This is a genomic window from Streptomyces sp. NPDC002817, assembly GCF_053592055.1.
The window spans coordinates 330,239-351,781 of sequence record NZ_JBSFUY010000007.1 but is presented as its reverse complement, the minus strand read 5'-3'; the positions used below and the strand labels follow the sequence as shown (position 1 = coordinate 351,781).

Genomic DNA, 21,543 nt, shown 5'->3' with positions numbered 1-21,543 from the left:
GTCCGTGAGGACGTGCGGATTCCGTTCCTCAGTGGCCGCCGCGCGCGCTGGGGTTGCCGTACATTTCGGCCAGTTCCGCCGCCGTGCGGGCGAGCCGCTCGCGCAGCTCGGGCGGCTGGAGGACCTCGATGTCCGTGCCCATGCGCAGGAACTCGCCGAGGGCGTGCTCGACGGACTCGATGGGGACCGTGACCAGAGTCCCCCCGCCCTCGTCGGCACGGATGTCGACCGCCCTGGCGAGCGTCACGCCCGGCGCCAGCCGCACCACCGCCTCGCCCCGGTACAGCCGCTCGTGGAAGTCCCGCTGGTAGGCCGCCCAGTACGCGGCCAGGTCGAAGTCGCCGGGGCGTGTGAACTCGCCCTCCGCCACAGCGAGTCGGAGGATCTGGTCGACCCGGAAGGTACGCGGCCCCGGGCCGGCCACGACGTACCAGCGCCCCGCCTTCAGCACCAGCCCGTACGGCTCCAGCCGACGCTCCACGTCGGTCGGCGCACGCCAACGCCGGTATACGATATTCAGTACACGGTTTTTCCAAACCGCATCGGCGACCGCCGGCAGATACGGCGTCTCCTCCGCCTCCGCGTACCAGCCGGGCGCGTCCAGATGGAAGCGGCCGCTGATCCGGTCGGCGTGCGCCCTCAGCTCCACCGGCAGCGCCGCCCGCACCTTGAGCTGCGCCGCCGCCAGCACCGACCCCAGACCCAGCTCGGCGGCCGGACCGGGCACGCCCGCGAGGAACAGCGCCTCGGCCTCGTCGGCGGTGAGCCCGGTCAGACGGGTGCGGTAGCCGTCGAGCAGCCGGTAGCCGCCGGCGTGGCCCGCGTCGGCGTACAGCGGGACCCCGGCCGCGCTCAGCGCCTCCACGTCCCGGTAGACCGTCCGCACCGACACCTCCAGCTCCTCGGCGAGCTGGGCGGCGGTCATCCGGCCCCGTGTCTGGAGCAGGAGCAGGATCGAGACGAGCCGACTGGACTTCACCACCACAGAATCCCAGACTTCACTGACAGAAGGTGTCAGTGAAGCGGTCCTAGCGTCCCGGCATGAGCTTCACCGAGAAACTCCTCACAGTCCCCCCACCCATCGAGGTGGCGGGCCGGCACATCAAGCGCTACCACGTCACCGCCGACCCGGCGGGCATCGCGCCCGACGTGGAGAAGGCGGCGTACGAGATCCTCCCGGAGCTGCTGCCGGAGCCGGACGGCACTCCGCCCGCGACCTTCGTCGTCCTGCACCGGGGCGGCGACGACGGCGCCTACCTCAACGCCTACAGCTGGGTGTGGGACAACGTCCTGCACTTCCGCGGCGCCTCCGCAGGCCAGCCCGTGCTCGGCTGCCCCGACCACGACCCCACCCACTTCATCAGGCCCGACCTGCCGTGGATCGGCTGCGTCTGGGAACTTCCGCCGATCCTGCACGAACGGGACGCCTGGGTGCGCCACCTGCTGGCCCCCGAAGTCCCGGACCTGGCCGCCTACTTGGCCGACTCCCTGCCCGAAGGAACCACGGGGGACCGCGCATGAGCAGCCCGCACGACTTCGACTTCTTCCACGGCGAGTGGCAGGTCCTCAACCGCCGCCGCACCGACTTCCTCGACCCGGACAGCGCCTGGGAGGAGTTCCCGGCGACCAGCCGCTGCTGGCCGCTGTTCGACGGCGCCGCCAACGTCGACGAGATCGACATGCCGCATCTCGCCGCGAAGGGCGCGACCCTGCGGCTGTTCGACCGGGAGAGCGGGCAGTGGTCGCTGAACTGGGCCTCCAGTCGCAGCGGCACCCTCTTCCCGCCGGTCTTCGGCCGGTTCGACGGCGATCGCGGCGCGTTCCACGGCGACGACCGTCACGACGGCAAGGACGTGCGGGTCCGCTTCGTCTGGTCCGGCGTCTGCGACACCGGGGCCCGCTGGGAGCAGGCCTTCTCGCTCGACGGCGGGGGCACCTGGCTGACCAACTGGGTCATGGAGTTCACCCGGGCTTCCTGAAGGCCCGCAGCGCGAACACCGGGTCGGCGCGCGGCCGGTCCTGGTCCGGCAGGGCTTCCAGCCGGGCGGCGAGCGCGTCGGTGCGCGGGTCGCCCGGCGGCAGCAGGGTGAACCAGCCGCGCCGCAGGTCGGCGGCCGTACGGCGAGGGCTGCGGCCCTGCCCCCGGCCCGGGAACCGGGCCCGCCCGGCGTCGACCAGACCCTGCGCGGCGGCGTGCGTCTCGACGCGGGGCTCGGCGTCCGGGGCGGGCCGGCGGGGGCGCGGGGCGAGGACGGCGTCGATGTCGCTGCCGACGTCGTGCGCGGCGGCCTTGTCGACGGTGGTGACGTACACACCGCCGGGCCGCAGCACCCGGGCGCACTCGGCGACGATGCTGCGCACGTCCTCGGCGTCGTCGACGAGATGCAGCAGCCACACACTGGTCACCGCGTCGAACACCCCGTCGGGGAAGGGCAGTCGGCGGCTGTCCGCGAGGACGATCGACCCCGGCAGACGGGCCGCGGCCATCCGCGCCATGCCGTACGTCAGGTCGGCGCCCGCCACCCGCAGCGCGGGCCGTGCCCCCGCGAGCCGCCGGGTGACGATCCCGGTGCCGCAGGCCACGTCGAGCAGACGGCGGGCGCCCTCGGGGACGAGGCCCAGAACGGCGCCGGCGGCCGCGGCGGCGCGAGGTTCGCCGCCGCGGGTGATGTCGTAGGCGTCGGCCTCCTTGTCGTAGTCCAGCACCTCACCGGGCTCCGTGGCCGGGGGCGAGCGCCTCCACCTTCTGCGCGAGCTCGAAGTCCTTCTCGGTCACCGCGCCGCCCACGCTGTGCGTGTTCACGGTCAGGGACACCGTGTTGTAGCCGAGCGTGAGGTCGGAGTGGTGGTCGAGCTCCTCCTGGACCTGGGCGATGTGGACGACCATCGCCGTGGCCGCGAAGTGCGAGGGCAGACCGTAGGAACGGGCGAGGCGGTCCCCGTCGAGCGACCAGCCCGGCAGTTCCGCGAGCCGGTCCTCGATCTCCTTCTGCGACAGCGGTTCGAGGGGCATGACGCTGCTCCTTCCTGGACTGCGGGTTCTCCTTCAGCGTGCCACACGGAGCCCACCGAAGCCCTGGTCACAAGGGCCCTCTTCCCCGGTGTGCCCCTTCGTCGTCTACGGTCCTCGTATGACCACCACTGCCGCCGACAAGGGCGTCGGCCCCCTGCTGCGGGCCTGGCGGGAGCAGCGCCGGGTCAGTCAGCTGGAGCTGGCGCTGCGGGCCGACTCCTCCGCCCGGCACATCAGCTTCATCGAGACGGGCCGTTCCCGGCCGAGCGAGGAGATGGTGCTGCGGCTGGCCGAGCATCTGGACGTCCCCGTGCGGGAGCGCAACGCGCTGCTGCTGGCGGCGGGTTACGCCCCGCGCTACTCGCAGACCCCGCTGGACGACCCGGCGCTGGACTCCGTGCGTGCGGGCATGGAGCGGCTGATCCAGGGCTACGAGCCGTATCCGGCGCTGGTGTTGGACGCGATGTACAACGTGCTCGCGGCCAACCGGGGCATCCTCATGCTGCTCGACGGCATCCCGGAGTCGCTGCTCGAGCCCCCGCTGAACGCGATGCGGCTGACGCTGCATCCCGAGGGCATGGCCCCTCGGATCCGCAACCTCGGTGAGTGGCGCGGGCATCTGCTCGCGCAGATGGAGCGGCAGATCGCGCTGCACCGCTCGCGGCCGCTGCGGGAGCTGTACGAGGAGGTGGCGGCGTATCCCGTGCCGGACACCGGTTCCGGTGAACCGCTGGAAGAGGCCCCGTACTTCGCGCTCCCGATGCTGATCGAGCACGAGGGCCGGGTGCTGTCGTTCATCTCCTCCATCTCCACCTTCAACACCCCCATGGACGTGACCGTCGCCGAGCTGGCCATCGAGACGTTCCTCCCGGCCGACCCGGCGACGGTCAAGTACCTTCAGTCCCTGATGTCCTGACGGGCCTTCAGAGCCATGTACTGGAGGACGGCGAACCCTGCGACGGTCAAGGCCTGCACGACGGTCCACACGGCGCCCGCCGTCGAAGGAGTCAGCCACAGGACCAGGGCGAGGCAACTGACCACGGTCCAGACGAGGTTGATCTCGACGACGGCCCGCACCGGCAGCGCGGCCGGGCGGGCCCGGGCGGCCAGCAGGCCGACGGCCGCGGCGTACACCGCCAGGAACGCCCCGAGTGCGAGCAGCAGCGTGGAGTCGACCCCCAGCAGGCGGCCCAGCGGCCCGGAGAGGGCCAGGTAGGCGAGGGCGTTCGCGCCGGTCACGGCCGCGTCGAGGGCGAGGAGGCGCCGCAGCGCGGTGTGCGCGTCGCCGGTGCGGACAAGAGCGGACAGCTGGGTGGCGGACATGGCGAATCACCCTCCGACGGGGTCGAGTTGAGGCTCCGGGAGAAGACGGGACCCGGGTTCCGGACCGGAGTGCGCCGGCCCGGAACCCGGTGTCACCACGATCCCGCCACCGGCCGGCACCGTCGATTACCCCCGAAGTAATGCCACACGTGGCGAGCGCCTCACCCACGACCCCGTGAGACCGGAAGCGGAACATGGCACACTGCCCTGCAGACTTCGGCGCGTAGGGGAGGCGTGGCGTGAGTGAGCGGCGGCCTGCGCCCACAGTGGGTCAGGTGGTGCTCGGCAGACGGCTCCAGGAGTTGCGGGAGGCGGCCGGGCTCAAGCGCGAGGAGGCCGCGAAGGTCCTCCGCGTGGCACCCGCGACCGTGCGGCGCATGGAGATGGCCGAGGTCGCGCTGAAGATCCCCTACGTGCAGCTGCTGCTGTCCACGTACGGCGTCCTGGAGGAGGAGACGGACGCCTTCGTCGCGCTGGCCGAGGAGGCGAACCAGCCGGGCTGGTGGCAGCGGTTCCACGATGTGCTGCCGGACTGGTTCAGCCTGTACGTGAGCCTGGAGGGTGCCGCCCGCCTCATCCGCTCCTACGAACCGCACTTCGTGCCCGGCCTGTTGCAGACCGAGGCGTACGCGCGCGCCGTCATGGAGGCGGGCACGATCGCGCAGCAGGGCTCCGACACGATCGAGCGGCACGTGTCCCTGCGGATGACCCGGCAGCAGCTTCTGGAGAAGCCCGATCCGCCCCACCTGTGGGTGATCATGGACGAGACGGTGCTGTGCCGGCCGGTCGGACAGGGCGGCGAGATCATGCGGGAACAGCTCGACAGGCTCCTGGAGTTCGCCGAGCGCGACCGGGTCACCCTGCAGATAGCGGAGTTCGCCGCGGGCCCGCACCCGGGGACGTACGCGCCCTTCTCGCTGTTCCGTTTCGCCGAGCCGGAACTGCCCGACATGGCGTTCACCGAGTATCTGACCGGCGCCCTGTACCTGGACTCGCGCGCGGAGGTCTCCGCGCATCTGGAGGTCCTGGACCACATGACGGCGCGCGCCGCGTCGGCCGAACGCACCAAGAAGATCCTGCGGGAGCGCCGCGCGACCTGTTGAGCCACGCATCACTCGGGCCGCGCACGGCAACCTTCCCGCCACCCCCGACGACTCCCGAGCAGACCCCCGTCAGGCACCGCGCACCGAGGAGAGGACACCGCATGACCGGATCCGGATCCGAAGCCGCGCCCACCACCGTCGACACCAGCCGGCCGCATCCGGCGCGGGTGTACGACTGGTGGCTGGGCGGCAAGGACAACTACCCGGTGGACGAGGCGCTGGCCCGCAGGATCCTCGCCACGGACGGCACCGCGGTGCGCGGGGCGCGCGCCAACCGCAGGTTCATGCACCGGGCGGTGCGGACGGCCGCCGAGGCCGGGATCCGCCAGTTCCTGGACATCGGCACCGGCATCCCCACCGAGCCGAACCTCCACCAGGTGGCCCAGGAGGTCGCCCCGGAGTCGAGGGTCGTGTACGCCGACAACGACCCGATCGTCCTCAGGCACGCCCAGGCGCTGCTGCACAGCGCCCCCGAGGGCGCCACGAACTATGTGCACGCCGACGTCCGGGACCCCGACACCATCCTGCGGCTGGCCGCGGAGACCCTGGACTTCACGCGGCCCGTCGCGCTGTCCCTGGTGGCCCTGACCCACTACCTGAGCGAGGAGCCCGAGGGCGACGACGTGTACGGGCTGCTGAAGCGGTACGTCGACGAGCTCGTGTCGGGCAGCTTCCTCATCCTGTCGCAGGTCACCCCCGACCTCAGCCCGGAGGCCATCGCGAAGGCCACGGAGCACTTCCGCGCCGGCGGCACAGCGTTCCACCCGCGTTCCCTGGCCGAGTTCTCGCGCTTCTTCGACGGTCTGGAGCTGCTCGGCCCCGGCGTGATCCCGGTCTCCGGCTGGCGCCCCGGCCCCGAGGACGTGGCCGCCCAGGCGGAGGGCATCGTGCCGGTCTACGCGGGGGTCGCCCGCAAGGCGTGACCTGACCCGAACGGGTGCCGCCGACGGGTGCGCTCCCCTGCCCAGCCCTAGCTTCGAGAAGCACGGGCAAGCAAGGGAGCGCATGTGACCGACACCCAGACACCGCCCTCGGAGCCGGGTGCGGCGCTGCTGCGGGCCGGGAGGTTCTTCCGGCCCGGCACGCCCGCGTCCGACCTGCACAGCATCGGGCTGACGGGTGGACGCGAGTCGGACGCCTTCTACCGGGACCGGTGGAGCCACGACAAGGTCGTGAACTCCACGCACGGTGTCAACTGCACGGGTTCGTGCCGCTGGAAGGTGTACGTCAAGGACGGCATCATCACGTGGGAGACCCAGCAGACCGACTACCCGAGCGTCGGCCCCGACCGCCCCGAGTACGAACCTCGCGGCTGCCCCCGGGGCGCCGCCTTCTCCTGGTACACCTACTCCCCCACCCGGGTGCGCTACCCGTATGTGCGCGGTGTCCTGCTGGAGCTGTACCGCGAGGCCCTCGGCCGACTCGGTGACCCGGTCCTCGCCTGGGCCGACATCCAAGGCGACCCCGAACGCCGCCGCCGCTACCAGCAGGCCCGCGGCAAGGGCGGCCTGGTGCGCGCCACCTGGGACGAGGCGGTGGAGATCGTCGCGGCCGCACAGGTCCACACGATCAAGACGTACGGCCCCGACCGCATCGCCGGCTTCTCCCCCATCCCGGCGATGTCGATGGTGTCGCACGCGGCGGGCGCCCGGTTCCACTCCCTGATCGGCGCCCCGATGCTGTCGTTCTACGACTGGTACGCCGACCTGCCCGTGGCCTCCCCGCAGGTCTTCGGCGACCAGACCGACGTCCCGGAGTCGGGCGACTGGTGGGACGCCGCGTATCTGATGATGTGGGGCTCGAACGTCCCGGTGACCCGCACCCCCGACGCGCACTGGATGGCGGAGGCCCGTTACCGGGGCCAGAAGGTGGTCGTGGTCGCGCCGGACTACGCCGACAACGCCAAGTTCGCCGACGAGTGGCTGCACCCGCACCCCGGCACGGACGGCGCGCTGGCCCTCGCCATGGGGCACGTGATCCTCAAGGAGTTCTTCGTCGACCGCGAGACACCGTTCTTCGCGGACTACGTACGGAAGTTCACCGACCTGCCCTTCCTGGTGACGCTCACCGAGAAGGACGGCGGCTACGTCCCGTCCAAGTTCCTGCGCGCCACCGACCTCGGTCAGGAGGGCGAGGGCGCGGAGTGGAAGACGGTCGTGCTGGACGCGGCGAGCGGCCGCGCGGTCGTCCCCAACGGCTCCCTGGGCTTCCGCTGGACCGAGTCCGGCAAGGGCCGCTGGAACCTCGAACTCGGCCCGATCGAACCGACGTTGACCCTGCACGGGCAGAAGATCTCCCGGGGCGTCGAGGTGCTGCTCCCCCGCTTCGACACCGAGGGCGGCGAGCACGGCCAGGGCCGCGGTGACGTCGTACGGCGCGGTGTGCCGGCTACGCGACTGGGCGGGCCGAGCGGCCCCCTGGTGACGACTGTCTACGATCTGCTGCTGGCGCAATACGGTGTGCAGCGTCCCGGCCTCCCCGGTACCTGGCCCGCCTCCTACGAGGACGCCGAGGCCCCCGGCACCCCCGCCTGGCAGGAGGTGCACACCTCCGTCCCGGCCGCCAAGTGCGTCAAGATCGCCCGGGAGTTCGCGCGGACCGCCGAGCGCTCCAAGGGCCGCTGCATGATCCTGATGGGCGCCGGCACCAACCACTGGTTCCACTCCGAGACGATCTACCGCTCCTTCCTCGCCCTGCTCCAGCTCACCGGCTGCCAGGGCCGCAACGGCGGCGGCTGGGCGCACTACGTCGGCCAGGAGAAGTGCCGCCCGGTCACCGGCTGGGCGACGCTGGCCGCCGCCTCCGACTGGTCGCGGCCGCCGCGGCAGATGATCGGCACGGCCTACTGGTTCCTCAACACCGACCAGTGGCGCTACGACCACTTCAGCGCCGACGTGCTCGCCTCGCCGCTCGGTGAGGGCCGGTTCAAGGGCATGACGGGCGCCGACTGCCTGGCCCTGTCGGCGCGTTCGGGATGGATGCCGTCGTATCCGACCTTCGACCGCAACCCGCTGGACCTGGGCGAGGCCTTCGGCGACCCGGTGGCGAAGGCGGTGGCCGAACTCCGGGCGGGAACACTGAACTTCGCCTGCGAGGACCCGGACGCCCCCGAGAACTGGCCGCGCGTGCTGACACTGTGGCGGGCCAACCTGCTCGGCTCGTCGGCGAAGGGCGCCGAGTACTTCACCAGGCACCTGCTGGGCACGCACTCGTCGCTCAGCGCCCAGGAGGCCGAACCCGACGAGCGGCCCCGGGACGTGACCTGGCGGGACGAGGCCCCCGAGGGCAAGCTCGACCTGCTGCTGTCGCTGGACTTCCGGCAGACCTCCTCCACGCTGCTCTCGGACGTCGTCCTGCCGGCCGCGACCTGGTACGAGAAGCACGATCTGTCCAGCACGGACATGCACCCCTACGTGCACTCCTTCACCCCGGCCGTGGACCCGCCCTGGCAGGCCCGCACCGACTTCGACACCTTCAAGGTGCTGGCCGACCGGCTGAGCGAGATGGCCGTCCTGCACCTCGGCGTCCGCAAGGACCTGGTGGCCACCCCGATGCAGCACGACACCCCGGGCGAGACGGCCCAGCCCGGCGGCGTCGTCCTGGACTGGAAGCGCGGCGAGTGCGATCCGGTGCCCGGCAGGACGCTGCCGAACCTCACGGTCGTCGAGCGGGACTACACGGCGATCGGCGCGAAGTTCCGGGCGCTCGGCCCGCTGGTGGAGGAACTGGGCCTGCCCTGCAAAGGCATCGCCCTCAGACCGGACGAGGAGGTCGACCACCTCCGGGAGCTCAACGGGGTGGTCCGCGAGGGCCCCGCCGCGGGTCGCCCGTCCCTGGACACGGCCGTGAAGGCCGCCAACACGATCCTGACCCTGTCCGGCACCACCAACGGACGTCTCGCCACCCAGGGCTTCCACACCCTGGAGGAGCGCACCGGCCAGGAGATGGCGCACCTGGCCGCCGAGCACGAGGGCAAGCGGATCACGTACGCCGACACCCAGGCGGCGCCCGTCCCGGTGATCACCTCGCCGGAGTGGTCCGGCAGCGAGGCCGGCGGTCGACGGTACACAGCCTTCACGCTGAACACCGAGCACCTCAAGCCGTGGCACACCCTCACCGGGCGCCAGCACTTCTTCCTCGACCACGACTGGATCCACGAGCTCGGCGAGGCGCTTCCGATCTACCGGCCGCCGCTCGACATGAACAAGCTGTTCAACGAACCCGAGCTCGGCCCGGACGGCCAACGGGAGGTGACGGTCCGCTACCTCACCCCGCACAACAAGTGGTCCATCCACTCCGAGTACCAGGACAACCTGTTCATGCTCGCCCTCTCCCGCGGCGGACAGTCCATCTGGATGTCCCCGCAGGACGCGGACGCCATCGGCGCGCAGGACGACGACTGGATCGAGGCGGTCAACCGCAACGGCGTGGTCGTCGCCCGGGCGATCGTCTCGCACCGGATGCCGGCCGGCACGGTCTACATGCACCACGCACAGGAACGCACCGTCAACGTCCCCAAGACGGAGGCGACCGGAAAGCGCGGCGGCATCCACAACTCGCTCACCCGTCTGATCCTCAAACCGTCCCATCTCGTAGGCGGCTACGCCCAGTTGAGCTGGGCGTTCAACTACCTGGGCCCGACGGGCAACCAGCGCGACGAGGTGACGGTCATCCGCCGCCGCAGCCAGGAGGTCGAGTACTGATGCGCGTAATGGCCCAAGTGGCGATGGTCATGAACCTCGACAAGTGCATCGGCTGCCACACCTGCTCGGTCACCTGCAAGCAGGCGTGGACCAACCGGCAGGGCATGGAGTACGTCTGGTTCAACAACGTCGAGACCCGGCCCGGCCAGGGCTATCCGCGCCGCTACGAGGACCAGGAGAAGTGGCGCGGCGGCTGGGAGCTGAACAAGCGCGGCGCGCTCAGGCTCAAGGCGGGCGGCCGCTTCCACAAGCTCCTCGGCATCTTCTCCAACCCGAAACTGCCGGAGATCAAGGACTACTACGAGCCCTGGACGTACGACTACAAGAACCTCACGGACGCCCCGCTCGGCGACGACTACCCGGTGGCCCGGCCGGTGTCGCAGATCGACGGCAAGCCGATGAAGATCGAGTGGTCCTCGAACTGGGACGACAACCTCGCCGGCGCCCCCGCCTACGGCGACCTCGACCCGATGGTCGAACGCACCCGCCAACAGGCCGCGGACAAGGTGAAGTTCGAGTTCGAGCAGACCTTCATGTTCTATCTGCCGCGCATCTGCGAGCACTGCCTCAACCCGTCCTGCGTCGCCTCGTGCCCCTCGGGCGCGATGTACAAGCGGGCCGAGGACGGCATCGTCCTGGTCGACCAGGACCAGTGCCGGGGCTGGCGGATGTGTGTGACCGGATGCCCGTACAAGAAGGTCTACTTCAACCACCGCACCGGCAAGGCCGAGAAGTGCACGATGTGCTATCCGCGCGTCGAGGTCGGTCTGCCGACGGTCTGCTCGGAGACGTGCGTGGGCCGCCTCCGCTACCTCGGCGTGATCCTCTACGACGCCGACAAGGTGACCGCCGCCGCCTCCACTCCCGACGAGAAGGGCCTGTACGAGGCCCAGTTGGACGTGTTCCTCGACCCCGACGACCGTGCCGTGCAACGGGCGGCGGAGGAGGCCGGGATCCCGTACGACTGGATGGAGGCGGCCCGCCGCTCCCCCGTGCGGGCGCTGATCAGCACGTACAAGGTGGCGCTGCCCCTGCATCCGGAGTACCGCACCATGCCGATGGTCTGGTACATCCCGCCCCTGTCCCCGGTGGTGGACGCGCTGACCGAGACCGGTCACGACGGCGAGGACGCCCAGAACCTCTTCGGCGCCATCGACACGCTCCGCATCCCGCTGGAGTACCTCGCGGAGGTCTTCACCGCGGGCGACACCGCCCCGGTGCGGTCGTCCCTGGAGAAGCTCGCGGCGATGCGTGCCCACATGCGCGCGATCAACCTCGGCGAGGACCCGGACCCGTCGGTCACCCAGGCCGTCGGCATGGAGCCCGAGGAGATCGAGGAGATGTACCGGCTGCTGGCGATCGCCAAGTACGAGGACCGCTACGTCATCCCGACCGCGGCCGTCGGTGACGCGCGCCGGCTGGAGGAGTCGGCGATCCCGGACGACTGCAGCCTCGAATACGACGGCGGCCCCGGCATGGGCGGCGACGGGCCGTTCGGCCAGGACTCCGGCCGCAAGCTGCTGCCGGTGGTGTCCGTGGAGAGCTTCCACGGACTGCGCAGACGCCAGACGTCCGACGACCCGGCCGACGCCGAGGAGGTCTGATGCCCTCGTACGCCGTGCTGTACCAGGCAGCCGCGCTCTGTCTGACGTACCCCGACGACGACTTCCGCGCCCGGCTGCCCCTGCTGCGCGAAGCGGCCCCGCAGCTGCGGGAGTTCGTCGACCACGCGGCTCTCACCCCGCCGCAGGAGCTGGCCGCGCACTACGTCCAGGTCTTCGACTTCAAGAACCGGCACAGCCTCTATCTGAGCTGGTGGCAGGACGGGGACACCCGCCGACGCGGTATGTCGCTGGTCCGCTTCAAGGAGGTCTACCGCGCCGCCGGACTGGAGTTCACCGGCGAGGAGCTGCCCGACTTCCTGCCCGCGGTCCTCGAGTTCACGGCCCGCACCGGCAGCACCGACCTGCTCACCGAACACCGGGACGGCCTGGAGCAACTTCGCTCCCGGCTCACCGACTTCGGAACACCGTACGCGTCCGTCCTGGACGCCGTATGCGCCACACTGCCGAACGCATACACCGGGGTGCGCTCATGACCACACTCCTCTGGGGCGTCCTGCCGTACGTGGCCCTCGCCCTGCTCGTCGCCGGTCTGATCTGGCGCTACCGCTACGACAAGTTCGGCTGGACGACCCGCTCCTCGCAGATCTACGAGTCGAAGCTGCTGAACATCGCCTCGCCGGCGTTCCATTACGGCATCCTCTTCGTGCTGGCCGGGCACCTCGTGGGGCTGTTCGTGCCGATGTCGTGGACGGAGAACTTCGGGATCAGCGAGCACACGTACCACCTGCTCTCGCTCTACGGCGGCACGGCGGCCGGGCTGCTCACGGTCGGCGGGATCCTGTTGCTCGTGTACCGCCGACGGACGAAGGCGCCCGTCTTCCGGGCGACGACCGCCAACGACAAGCTCATGTACCTGGTGCTGCTCGCGGCGATCGCGATGGGCATGATCGCCAAGCTGACCCATGCCTCCGGCGACGGCTACAACTACCGCGAGTCCATCGGCCCCTGGGCGCGCAGTCTGTTCACCCTCCGGCCGGACATCGACCGGATGGAGGGGGTGCCGGTGCTGTACCAGGTGCACGCGGTGATCGGGATGGCGCTGATCGCGTTCGTGCCGTACAGCCGGCTGGTGCACATGTTCAGCGCACCAGTGATGTACCTGTTCCGCCCGTATGTCGTGTACCGCAGCCGCGACCCCGAGCAGTTGGGGCCGCGGCCGGAGCGGCGGGGCTGGGAGAAGACGGGCTCGTAGAGCGTCAGCCGCCGTCGTAGTGGCCGTCAGTGCTGTTGTCGTGCTGGCCGGCCGGGGCCGCCTCCACGGAGAAGTCCCGGTTCTCCGGGGCGTCCACGACCCCGTGCACGCCCGCGGCCGCCGCCCCCGCCAGCAGCACCCCGGCCGCCAGAGCCGCCAGCCTGGTGCGCCGCTTCCCGCTGTCGTCCATACTCATGTCCCTCCGTGAAGTCCGTTACCACCGACCAGCATTGAGGGCCGGGGCCGCGCAGGCGAGGTGGAACGGAGCATCTTCACAAAGGGAATCTCAGGCCGCGCCGCCCTTCCGGCCCCTGTCGTCCTTCTCGTCGTCGACGATCTCCGCGTCCACCACGCCTTCCTCCTCCGGCGGTTCGGACGACGCCGACTGCTCCTGACCGGCGGCCGGTTCGGGCTGCGCCTGGGCGTACATCGCCTGGCCCATCTTCTGGCTGACGGTGGCGAGTTTCTCGACGCCGGTGCGCAGCGCGTTCGTCTCGGCGTTCCGCTCCAGGAGCGCCTTCAGTTCCGAGATCGCCGACTCCACCTCGGACCTGGTGTCGGCGGGGACGCGTTCCTCGTTGTCACGGACGAACTTCTCGGTCTGGTAGACGAGTTGCTCGGCGTGATTGCGGGTCTCGGCCGCCTCCCGGCGGTTGCGGTCCTCCTCGGCGTACTGCTCGGCCTCGCGCATCATGCGGTCGATGTCGTCCTTGGGGAGCGCGGAGCCGCCCGTCACCGTCATCTTCTGTTCGCGACCGGTCGCCAGGTCCTTGGCGGAGACGTGCATGATCCCGTTGGCGTCGATGTCGAACGCGACCTCGATCTGCGGGACGCCGCGCGGTGCGGGCGGCAGTCCGGTCAGGTCGAAGACGCCCAGCTTCTTGTTGTACGCGGCGATCTCCCGCTCGCCCTGGTACACCTGGATGCCCACCGAGGGCTGGTTGTCGGTCGCCGTCGTGAAGATCTCCGAACGGCGGGTCGGGATCGTGGTGTTGCGCTCGATGAGCTTGGTCATGATGCCGCCCTTGGTCTCGATGCCCAGGGACAGCGGGGTGACGTCGAGCAGCAGGACGTCCTTCACATCGCCGCGGATGACACCGGCCTGGAGGGCCGCGCCGACGGCGACGACCTCGTCCGGGTTGACGCCCTTGTGCGGGTCCTTGCCGGTGAGTTCCTTGACGAGGTCGGTGACGGCGGGCATCCGGGTCGAGCCGCCGACGAGGATGACGTGGTCGACCGCGGCCAGCTTGATGCCGGCGTCCTTGACGGCCTGGTGGAAGGGGGTCGTGCAGCGGTCGAGGAGGTCGGCGGTCAGCTCCTGGAACTGGGCGCGCGTCATCTTCTCGTCGAGGTGCAGGGGGCCCTCGGCGGAGGCGGTGATGTAGGGGAGGTTGATCGTCGTCTCCGACGAGCTCGACAGCTCGATCTTGGCCTTCTCGGCTCCCTCGCGCAGCCGTTGCAGCGCCATCTTGTCCTTGCCGAGGTCCACGCCGTACTGCCCCTGGAACTTCTTCACCAGGTGCTCCATGACCCGCTGGTCCCAGTCGTCGCCGCCGAGATGGGTGTCGCCGTTGGTCGCCTTGACCTCGATGACGCCGTCGCCGATCTCCAGCAGGGAGACGTCGAAGGTGCCGCCGCCGAGGTCGAAGACGAGGACGGTCTGCTCCTCGCCCCGGTCCAGGCCGTAGGCGAGCGCGGCGGCCGTGGGCTCGTTGATGATCCGCAGCACCTTCAGGCCCGCGATCTCCCCGGCCTCCTTGGTGGCCTGCCGCTGGGCGTCGTCGAAGTACGCCGGGACGGTGATCACCGCGTCGGTGACGTCCTCGCCGAGATAGGACTCGGCGTCCCGCTTCAGCTTCTGCAGGACCCGCGCGGAGAGCTCCTGCGCCCGGTAGCGGGTGCCGTCGACATCCCCCTGGTCCGGGAAGCGCCAGCTCCCGTCGCCCATGTACCGCTTCACCGAACGGGCCGTCCGCTCGACGTTCGTCACAGCCTGCCGTTTGGCGACCTCCCCGACGAGTACCTCGCCGTTCTTGGCGAAGGCCACGACCGACGGTGTGGTCCTGGCCCCCTCCGCATTGGCGACGACCGTGGGGTCGCCGCCCTCCAGGACGGCCACCACGGAATTCGTGGTGCCCAGATCGATCCCGACCGCGCGTCCCATCGCTGTCCCCTTCCGCCAGGGCACTTCCCGGACTCCAGCACAAAACTTGAGTGGGCTGTTGTCAATGCCGCGTACCCGTGCCGGGTACCCGGAAAGGGGCGATGCCGCGCCCCTCGCAAGGGGGGACGCGGCATCGCGGGACGTACGGGTGTCAGGCGAGCTTCGCCGACAGGGTGATCGGTACGGCCTTGAGGGCCTGGCTGACGGGGCAGTTCACCTTGGCCTGCTCCGCCGCGGCGACGAAGCCGTCCTCGTCGAGGCCGGGCACGGTGCCCTCGACGGTGAGGTGGACGCCGGTGATGCCCTCGCCCGGCTGGAAGGTGACATCGGCGGAGGTGACGAGCTTGGTGGGCGGGGTGCCGGCCCCCGCGAGGGCGTGCGAGAACGCCATCGAGAAGCAGCTGGAGTGGGCGGCCGCGATCAGCTCCTCGGGGCTGGTCTTGCCGTTGGCCTCCTGGGTGCGGGCAGCCCACGTCACCGGCTGCTCGTCGATGGCGCCGGAGGAGTCGAAGGTGACGACTCCGTTGCCCTCGAGCAGGTTGCCTTCCCAGACGGTGTGTGCGGAGCGCGTGGTAGCCACGGTCAGTCCTTTCGTGTGGTCCCGGTTCCGGGTGATGCACCCCATCCGATCACACTCCGGCGCGGCTCACCCTGAAGACCGGCCCGCGCGGACTGAAGGGCAGCCGCGCGCCCTCCGGGATCAGATACGCGTGTTCGCGCCGCACCCTCAGGACGTCGCACCAGCCGTCCGTGATCACCAACACGGGCGCGCCGGGCGGGAAGTCGTCGGCGCGGTGCAGCAGGTCGATACCGGGCTGCAGGACCGTACCGCCCCGACCGCGCACCCGCACCCGGCCCGCGATCTCGGTGACCGGCAGATAACCGGCGTCGTACGGGGCCGCGTCACAGAACACGACCCGCGCGGCCGGTACGTCCCGGGCCTCGGCGTACGAGGCGATCGCGCCCAGCGCCTTGCCGAGCAGGGTCCGGTCCATGGACCCGGAGGTGTCCAGGACGACGCCGAAGGTGCAGCGGGCGATCTCCTCGGGCGGAAAATACCGGCCCGCGCGGGGGATGTCGGGGGTGGACGACTGGCGGCGGGAGGGGCGCGCGTACGTCCGCAGCGGCTCCGGTCGGGGCACGAACTCGTCGAACCAGCGGGCCAGTCGGGCGTCCCACGGCAGCGGCGGGTGGCTGAGCGCGCGGATCTCCTCGACCAGGCCGCCGGGCAGGAACCCGCGGGCCTGCTGCTGGTGCAGGTCCAGGCCGTGGCCGAGACCGCGGCGGTAGAACTCGTCGAGGTCGACGTAGTCCCGGGGCGAGCCGAGCGGGCCGCCGAGGACGTCACCGAGGCCCTTGCCGCGCAGGGTGCCCAGGCGACGCATCCGGCGCAGGTCGCCGGCGATACGGTCGTAGACCTCCTCCGCGGACAGGTCCCTCAGCCCGGGGTCGAGGAGCAGCCCGTCGGGCATGGTGCCGATCTGCATGTCGACCAGCCAGCCGTTGATGACGTAGTCGCAGGCGACGTTGAACAGGAACGGGTCGCGGGTGCCGCAGCGGTCGCCGTGGCGCAGGGCGGCGTGCAGCATCTCGTGGGCGAGGACGAACCGCCATTCCTCGTCGTCGAGTTCGCGCAGCGGGTTGATGTAGATCTCGGCGAGTCCGGCGTTGACCGCGGCGACGGAGATGTCGTGGGCGCGGGCCAGTTCGGCGTCGGCGACCAGGGTGATGCCGGCCGCGATGCCGCCGAGCAGCGGGTAGGAGGAGACGAACCAGCTCAACGCCCGCTCCCACGGCTGGAGTCGGGTCGAGCCGCCGCGCATCGACGGACGGCGGCCGCCCGCCACGTCCATGGCGGTGGCGACGGTACGGGTGAGGGCGTGCGCGAAGTCCAGCTGCCAGTTCTTCGGGGCGCCGCCCATCCACACGTCCCAGGGCACGAGCAGTTGGTCCGGTTCACGGCCCGCCGTGCCGCAGTGCTCGTACACGGGCGGGATGCCGTCGCGGCGCCAGCGGGCGGCGAGCTGCTCCTCGTCGCCGTCGGGGTAGGACGGCGGCAGGTACTCGGGGGTGCGGCCGATGGCGAAGCCGAGCAGGAAGCGGTTGACGACGGCACAGCGGGCGGCCAGTTCGAACCGGTCGGGCTGGGTGCGGCGGCCCTCCTTCGCCGGGACGTGGCCGAAGCCGAGGTGGATGATGCCGTGGGCGATCGCCCAGGCCCAGTCGACGGGGTCGGCGCGACGGGTGGGGTGGACGTGCAGGGTGCCGTCGGAGTCGACGCGGACCAGCCCGGAGGCCGGCGAGTGGGGGCAGTCCTCCTTGCGGCAGGTGCTGAACCCGGTCGCGGCGAGGGCCCGGTTGGCCCGCACCAGCCGCAGTCCCTCGGCGAAGGCCTCGGCCGCGAGGTCCTTCTTCGCCGGCTTCGCGGCGCGCGTACGGCTCACCGCCACGCCCCCTCAGTACGGCTCACTGGCGCGCCTCCACCAGCCGCGGCATGTCACGGGCCGCCTCGACCAGGAACCAGGCGGGCAGCAGCGGGTTGCCGTCGGTGTCCGGGGCGATGACGCTCTGCGCGACCTCCACCGAGATCTCGGCGAGCTGCACGAGCAGCGACTTGGCGCGGTACGCCGTCTGCTGCGCGGCCGCCGAGAGGTGCTCCTTGCTGGCGGGAAGCTCCTTGACCAGACGGCCGCGGAAGGACTCGGCGAGGTAGTACAGGAGGTCGCGGTCCTCCATCCGGTGCGGCCAGCGGGCGTCGCCCTTGATGATCGCCTCGATGCCGTACTGGCCGCGCACGATCTTGACGTAGCCGCAGAACGCGACGGCGTGCGCAGGGGTCAGCGTGCCGTGCGCGATCACCTTCAGCGTCTCCTCGTCGAGGCCGCGGCCGAAGGAGTGCAGGGCGTCGGAGAGCATGTGCCAGGAGCGGGGCGTGGAGAACGGCTCCTCGGTCTTGGGAGGCTTGGACCACAGGTGGTCGGGCCGGTCGATGAGGTGGTCCAGGACCCAGGGGTGGATGCCGTTGCCCGCGGCCCAGACGAGCCAGTCCTTGGCGGAGGCCTCCAGGTGGACGTGGGCGAGCCGGTTGACCAGCGCGGAGGCGATGGGGCGGGCGAGCGCGTTGTCGGTGGCGCGGTTGCCGGCGCCGATCACGATCGAGCCGGCCGGGAGGTCGTAGGTGCCGATACGGCGGTCCAGGATCAGCGAGTAGAACGCCTTCTGCACATCCGGGGTGGCCGCGTTGAGCTCGTCCAGGAACAGGCAGTACGGCTCGTCGCGGGCGATCGCCTCCGGCGGGCAGAACACCGAGCGGCCGTCGCGGATCTGCGGCACGCCGATCAGGTCCTCGGGAGCGAGCTGAGTGCCCAGCAGACTCACGCACTCCAGTCCCAGGGACTCGGCGAACTCCCGTACCAGGGAGGACTTTCCGATACCGGGGGCGCCCCAGATGAAGACCGGCCGCACGGTCGCGAGACCGAGCAGCAGCTCCGGGATCCGGGCGGGAGTGACGGTGACGGCAGCCTGCACGCAGGGGCTCCAGGGGATGTTCGAGAAGGGCGCGCTGGTGCGCGGGGTCCGATGCGAACAGTGTGTGCGCCGCCGCTGCGGGACGCACACGATTTTCCGGGCCCGCGGCGCGAGGGGCGTACCACCGGAGCCGCTCACGGGTGGGACGGGGCGGCATGTGCGGGGCGCGCGGCAGTGACCGGAATGTGCCCTGGGCAAACGCGTGCCGCGGTGACACGGTGTGCGCGGTCCTCCGTGTGAGCCGCTCCTCCGTTCATGGGGGTATGGAGGAGCGGCGGACCTCGAGAGCTAGGCCGCGCGCCGGTCCTCGTCCTGACGTGTCGTCAAAGGCACCTGGGGGCCGTCCGATTCGCGCAGCCAGCGGCGCAGGACGCGGTGGACGTGCTCGGCGCCGACGAGTTCCTCGGTGTCCGCCACGGGCGCGGACAGGGCGACGGGCGACAGCAGGAACGGCCGGCCCTGGGCGCCGCCGAGACCGCCGTGCGAGCCGATCTGCTCCTCGAAGGCGAGGACTTCGCCGTCGACCGGGTCGTACCAGGAGTTGACCATGATGTCGGCGGTGTGCGCGAAGCCGTGCGTGCGGCGTACGACGTCGGCGGCGCCCGGCCCGAAGGCGGCCAACGGGCCCGGTTCCTCGTCGAGTCGGCCGACCGGGATCTCCGTACCGAACGGCCCCAGGACCACTCCCCCGTGCTCCGCGCTGCGTACGAGGAGGAATCCGATGCCCGGGTGGTTGGCGAGCGTGGTCAGCAGGGCGGGGTGGCGGGCGTCGATCTCCTCCTTGGTCATCCGGTGGTGCACGTCCGGGAAGGAGACCAGGCCGAGGTTGCCGGAGGCCAGCACGAGCGGCTCCGAGCGGCGGCGCGAGGGCCGGCGCTGCTCGTCGCGCTCCTCGACGGGGATGCGCAGCGCGGCCCGTACGGCGGCGCGGGCCTCGGCGCCGCTGTGGGTGCGCTGCGCCTTGCGGGGCACGGGCAGCCCGCAGCCCGCCCGCACCAGGTCGCCGAGGGAGAGGCCGTAGCGGGTGCGGAAGGTCTCGCCGGGGCTCTGGCCGTGGTCGGACAGGACGACGATCCGGTACGGGCGCGGGGCGTGCTCGGCGACGTTCTCGATCAACGCGAGGGAGCGGTCGAGGCGTTCGAGGACCTTCTCGGCGTCGCGGCTGTGCGGCCCGGAGTGGTGGGCGACCTCGTCGTAGGCGACGAGGTCGGCGTAGACGGCGGTGCGGCCGGCCAGCATGTCGCCCATCACCGCGGCGACGACGACGTCCCGTTCGACGACGGTCGCGAAGGCGCGGACGAGGGGGTAGAGGCCGCCGCGCTTGACGCGCGGGCGGGCCCGGCAGGCACGGCTCCTGGTCGACTGGGTGATCTCCCGGCCGACCTCGGCGAAGAACGACAGGGCCGTGCGGACGGCGTTGGCCGGGTCGGAGAAGTACGCGAAGTAGCCCGCACGGGAGCGGGTCTCGCGGCTGCGGCGGCGGGTGGCGATGGACAGCACGAGGGCCTGTTCGTCGGCGCCGCCGCTGAAGAGGTTGCCGCGGCTGGCGCCGTCGGCGCTGAGCAGCCCGCCGTCACCGGTGCGTGCCACCGCCCGGCGCTGGAGCTCGGCGGCGCTGGTGGGGCGGTTGCAGACCATCACCTCCTGGCTGTCCTTCTCGTACCAGCGGAAGGCCGGCACGTCCTCGTTGCTGCCGTGCAGGATGCCGAGCTGGCTGGCGCCGGTCTGGCTGGACCAGTCGGTGCGCCACGGGGTGAGCCGGTGGGTACCGTCCATCCACTGGGCGACGGTGGGCATGAGGCCCTTCTTCACCGCGGCCTCCAGGACGTCGTGGCCGACGCCGTCCAGCTGGAGGAAGACCGTCCCCGGCGTGACGGGCCCGGCCGGGCGCGCGCCGCGGCGGCGGTCGGCGAGCCGGTAGAGCCGGCGCCGGTAGGCGTCGTCGTCGCGCACGGCCAGGGCGGCGCCGGTGGCGGAGGCGACGGCCGACATCACGGCGGCGACCACGACCGCGGTCTCCCAGGCGGCCGCGCCGCGCTCGGTGGGGTTCAGCCGGAGTGCCAGCAGGAGCAGGAAGCCGTTGAGGACGAAGACCAGCAGGCCGAGCACGAGGGCCGGCACCAGCAGCAGGAGCCGTACGAGAAGCGGCCAGACCAGCGCCGACAGCACACCGAAGGCGCCGGCGCCCAGGGCTGCGGTGACCGCGATGTCGGTGGCGCTGTCACCGTCCGCGGACCGGAGCTGGAACTCCGGCAGGATGCCGGCCAGCACGAGCATGGTGACCGTGGAGACCGCCCACACCGCGACGCTCCGCCCCGCCTGACTGGCGACCCGCCGCCAACGCCCGCCTCGCACGCCCCGCACACCTCACGTCCCGGGCCCGTCGTCGGAGCGGGCCTGCACCCACCCTGTCACAACGCACGGAGGTCCCCCGGCGTCCCCGGGCGGGTGTCAGCGGCCGTCGTAGCCCGCGGTCGGCATCGACAGCCGGCGGTGGATCCGGGCCTTCATCTGGGCGTCGTACGACGGTTCGGCGCGCCCCACGGTCTCCACCCGCACCCCGCGACGTGCGCACTCGGCGACGAACTCCTCGACGGAGGACAGGGCGCTCTCCAGGACCCGCTGGCTGGGCGCGACGAACAGATCGGTGCCGGGGCGGACACCGTCCCACAGGACGCAGTGGTCGGCGCGCAGACCCCGCACGAGGAGTTCCCGGCCGACGATGTAGCCCCGCTCCGCCGCCCAGCGAGCGCACATGGCGTGCTGGCTGCGGGAGTCCACCAGGAAGGGATCCGCCTCCAGCTCCTCCAACGGCGTCAGACTCGCGATCGCCGTGACGCGCACCGGTCCCATGGCGTCCCCCTCACCTCCGGGTTTCGCCGCCGACCCTAC

20 protein-coding genes are annotated in these 21,543 nt (G+C 71.3%); 9 read left to right on the top strand and 11 right to left on the bottom strand.

Features of this window, described 5'->3' with window-relative positions; all coding sequences use genetic code 11:
• Positions 1–28: 28 nt before the first annotated feature.
• Complete coding sequence (locus ACWD3I_RS16985) at positions 29–979, bottom strand: helix-turn-helix transcriptional regulator (RefSeq protein ID WP_365405054.1); 951 nt, start codon at positions 977–979, stop codon at positions 29–31.
• A gap of 62 nt (positions 980–1,041) precedes the next feature.
• Between ACWD3I_RS16985 and ACWD3I_RS16980 the strand changes: the two genes are divergently transcribed.
• Complete coding sequence (locus tag ACWD3I_RS16980; protein ID WP_266820731.1) at positions 1,042–1,521, top strand: hypothetical protein; 480 nt, start codon at positions 1,042–1,044, stop codon at positions 1,519–1,521.
• Positions 1,518–1,979 (top strand): hypothetical protein, encoded by a 462-nt coding sequence (locus ACWD3I_RS16975; protein ID WP_365405050.1) that lies wholly within the window; start codon positions 1,518–1,520, stop codon positions 1,977–1,979. The genes ACWD3I_RS16980 and ACWD3I_RS16975 overlap by 4 nt, the downstream gene beginning before the upstream one ends.
• Here ACWD3I_RS16975 and ACWD3I_RS16970 read toward each other — a convergent pair.
• Both ACWD3I_RS16970 and ACWD3I_RS16965 read right to left on the bottom strand, forming a co-directional pair.
• Positions 1,963–2,706, bottom strand: coding sequence for a class I SAM-dependent methyltransferase (locus ACWD3I_RS16970; RefSeq protein ID WP_365405047.1), 744 nt, complete (start codon positions 2,704–2,706; stop codon positions 1,963–1,965). The genes ACWD3I_RS16975 and ACWD3I_RS16970 overlap by 17 nt on opposite strands.
• Position 2,707: 1 nt before the next feature.
• Complete coding sequence (locus ACWD3I_RS16965) at positions 2,708–3,013, bottom strand: 4a-hydroxytetrahydrobiopterin dehydratase (protein ID WP_365405044.1); 306 nt, start codon at positions 3,011–3,013, stop codon at positions 2,708–2,710.
• A gap of 118 nt (positions 3,014–3,131) precedes the next feature.
• Here ACWD3I_RS16965 and ACWD3I_RS16960 point away from each other — a divergent pair, with 118 nt between their 5' ends.
• Complete coding sequence (locus ACWD3I_RS16960) at positions 3,132–3,929, top strand: helix-turn-helix domain-containing protein (protein ID WP_365405042.1); 798 nt, start codon at positions 3,132–3,134, stop codon at positions 3,927–3,929.
• Here ACWD3I_RS16960 and ACWD3I_RS16955 read toward each other — a convergent pair.
• Positions 3,911–4,336 carry a hypothetical protein gene (locus tag ACWD3I_RS16955; protein ID WP_365405039.1) on the bottom strand — a complete coding sequence of 142 codons (426 nt, stop codon included), beginning with the start codon at positions 4,334–4,336 and terminating at the stop codon, positions 3,911–3,913. The two genes, ACWD3I_RS16960 and ACWD3I_RS16955, sit on opposite strands and share 19 nt — an antisense overlap.
• 239 nt (positions 4,337–4,575) lie before the next feature.
• Between ACWD3I_RS16955 and ACWD3I_RS16950 the strand changes: the two genes are divergently transcribed.
• The 6 genes from ACWD3I_RS16950 (at position 4,576) to narI (ending at position 12,959) form a co-directional block, all read left to right on the top strand.
• Positions 4,576–5,439 carry a helix-turn-helix domain-containing protein gene (locus ACWD3I_RS16950; protein WP_365405036.1) on the top strand — a complete coding sequence of 288 codons (864 nt, stop codon included), beginning with the start codon at positions 4,576–4,578 and terminating at the stop codon, positions 5,437–5,439.
• 101 nt (positions 5,440–5,540) lie between these two features.
• The gene (locus ACWD3I_RS16945) at positions 5,541–6,362 is read left to right on the top strand and encodes an SAM-dependent methyltransferase (protein WP_365405035.1); all 822 of its coding nucleotides are present in this window, start codon (positions 5,541–5,543) and stop codon (positions 6,360–6,362) included.
• Positions 6,363–6,446: 84 nt separating this feature from the next.
• Positions 6,447–10,142, top strand: a complete 3,696-nt coding sequence (locus tag ACWD3I_RS16940) for a nitrate reductase subunit alpha (protein ID WP_365405032.1) — start codon at positions 6,447–6,449, stop codon at positions 10,140–10,142.
• A complete protein-coding gene (gene narH, locus ACWD3I_RS16935; RefSeq protein ID WP_365405029.1) occupies positions 10,142–11,746 on the top strand; it encodes a nitrate reductase subunit beta in 1,605 nt (534 codons plus the stop codon). The genes ACWD3I_RS16940 and narH overlap by 1 nt, the downstream gene beginning before the upstream one ends.
• A complete protein-coding gene (narJ, locus tag ACWD3I_RS16930) occupies positions 11,746–12,240 on the top strand; it encodes a nitrate reductase molybdenum cofactor assembly chaperone (RefSeq protein WP_365405027.1) in 495 nt (164 codons plus the stop codon). The genes narH and narJ overlap by 1 nt, the downstream gene beginning before the upstream one ends.
• Entirely contained in the window at positions 12,237–12,959 is a 723-nt protein-coding gene (gene narI, locus ACWD3I_RS16925; RefSeq protein ID WP_365405024.1) for a respiratory nitrate reductase subunit gamma, read from the top strand. Before narJ ends, narI begins: the two co-directional genes overlap by 4 nt.
• 4 nt (positions 12,960–12,963) lie before the next feature.
• Here the strand turns inward: narI and ACWD3I_RS16920 are convergent, their stop codons facing one another.
• The 7 genes from ACWD3I_RS16920 to ACWD3I_RS16890 form a co-directional block, all read right to left on the bottom strand.
• Entirely contained in the window at positions 12,964–13,155 is a 192-nt protein-coding gene (locus tag ACWD3I_RS16920) for a hypothetical protein (protein ID WP_365405021.1), read from the bottom strand.
• 90 nt (positions 13,156–13,245) lie between these two features.
• Positions 13,246–15,123 (bottom strand): molecular chaperone DnaK, encoded by a 1,878-nt coding sequence (dnaK, locus tag ACWD3I_RS16915; RefSeq protein ID WP_365405018.1) that lies wholly within the window; start codon positions 15,121–15,123, stop codon positions 13,246–13,248.
• Positions 15,124–15,274: 151 nt separating this feature from the next.
• On the bottom strand, positions 15,275–15,703 hold the full coding sequence (locus tag ACWD3I_RS16910; RefSeq protein ID WP_053747438.1) for an OsmC family protein: 429 nt from the start codon (positions 15,701–15,703) through the stop codon (positions 15,275–15,277).
• 49 nt (positions 15,704–15,752) lie between these two features.
• The gene (locus ACWD3I_RS16905) at positions 15,753–17,567 is read right to left on the bottom strand and encodes a vWA domain-containing protein (RefSeq protein ID WP_365405015.1); all 1,815 of its coding nucleotides are present in this window, start codon (positions 17,565–17,567) and stop codon (positions 15,753–15,755) included.
• 22 nt (positions 17,568–17,589) lie between these two features.
• The gene (locus tag ACWD3I_RS16900) at positions 17,590–18,651 is read right to left on the bottom strand and encodes an ATP-binding protein (protein WP_365405013.1); all 1,062 of its coding nucleotides are present in this window, start codon (positions 18,649–18,651) and stop codon (positions 17,590–17,592) included.
• 288 nt (positions 18,652–18,939) lie between these two features.
• Positions 18,940–21,015 carry a phage holin family protein gene (locus ACWD3I_RS16895; RefSeq protein WP_451084111.1) on the bottom strand — a complete coding sequence of 692 codons (2,076 nt, stop codon included), beginning with the start codon at positions 21,013–21,015 and terminating at the stop codon, positions 18,940–18,942.
• Between the two features lie 87 nt (positions 21,016–21,102).
• The gene (locus ACWD3I_RS16890) at positions 21,103–21,504 is read right to left on the bottom strand and encodes a hypothetical protein (protein WP_365405008.1); all 402 of its coding nucleotides are present in this window, start codon (positions 21,502–21,504) and stop codon (positions 21,103–21,105) included.
• Between the last annotated feature and the right edge of the window lie 39 nt (positions 21,505–21,543).

Coding starts and splice junctions, on each gene's coding strand:
- ACWD3I_RS16955 (WP_365405039.1), bottom strand. CDS start 4,336: ATGTCCGCCACCCAGCTGTCCGCTCTTGTCCGCACCGGCGACGCGCAC.
- ACWD3I_RS16960 (WP_365405042.1), top strand. CDS start 3,132: ATGACCACCACTGCCGCCGACAAGGGCGTCGGCCCCCTGCTGCGGGCC.
- ACWD3I_RS16965 (WP_365405044.1), bottom strand. CDS start 3,013: ATGCCCCTCGAACCGCTGTCGCAGAAGGAGATCGAGGACCGGCTCGCG.
- narH (WP_365405029.1), top strand. CDS start 10,142: ATGCGCGTAATGGCCCAAGTGGCGATGGTCATGAACCTCGACAAGTGC.
- ACWD3I_RS16975 (WP_365405050.1), top strand. CDS start 1,518: ATGAGCAGCCCGCACGACTTCGACTTCTTCCACGGCGAGTGGCAGGTC.
- narJ (WP_365405027.1), top strand. CDS start 11,746: ATGCCCTCGTACGCCGTGCTGTACCAGGCAGCCGCGCTCTGTCTGACG.
- ACWD3I_RS16920 (WP_365405021.1), bottom strand. CDS start 13,155: ATGAGTATGGACGACAGCGGGAAGCGGCGCACCAGGCTGGCGGCTCTG.
- ACWD3I_RS16980 (WP_266820731.1), top strand. CDS start 1,042: ATGAGCTTCACCGAGAAACTCCTCACAGTCCCCCCACCCATCGAGGTG.
- narI (WP_365405024.1), top strand. CDS start 12,237: ATGACCACACTCCTCTGGGGCGTCCTGCCGTACGTGGCCCTCGCCCTG.
- ACWD3I_RS16945 (WP_365405035.1), top strand. CDS start 5,541: ATGACCGGATCCGGATCCGAAGCCGCGCCCACCACCGTCGACACCAGC.
- ACWD3I_RS16890 (WP_365405008.1), bottom strand. CDS start 21,504: ATGGGACCGGTGCGCGTCACGGCGATCGCGAGTCTGACGCCGTTGGAG.
- dnaK (WP_365405018.1), bottom strand. CDS start 15,123: ATGGGACGCGCGGTCGGGATCGATCTGGGCACCACGAATTCCGTGGTG.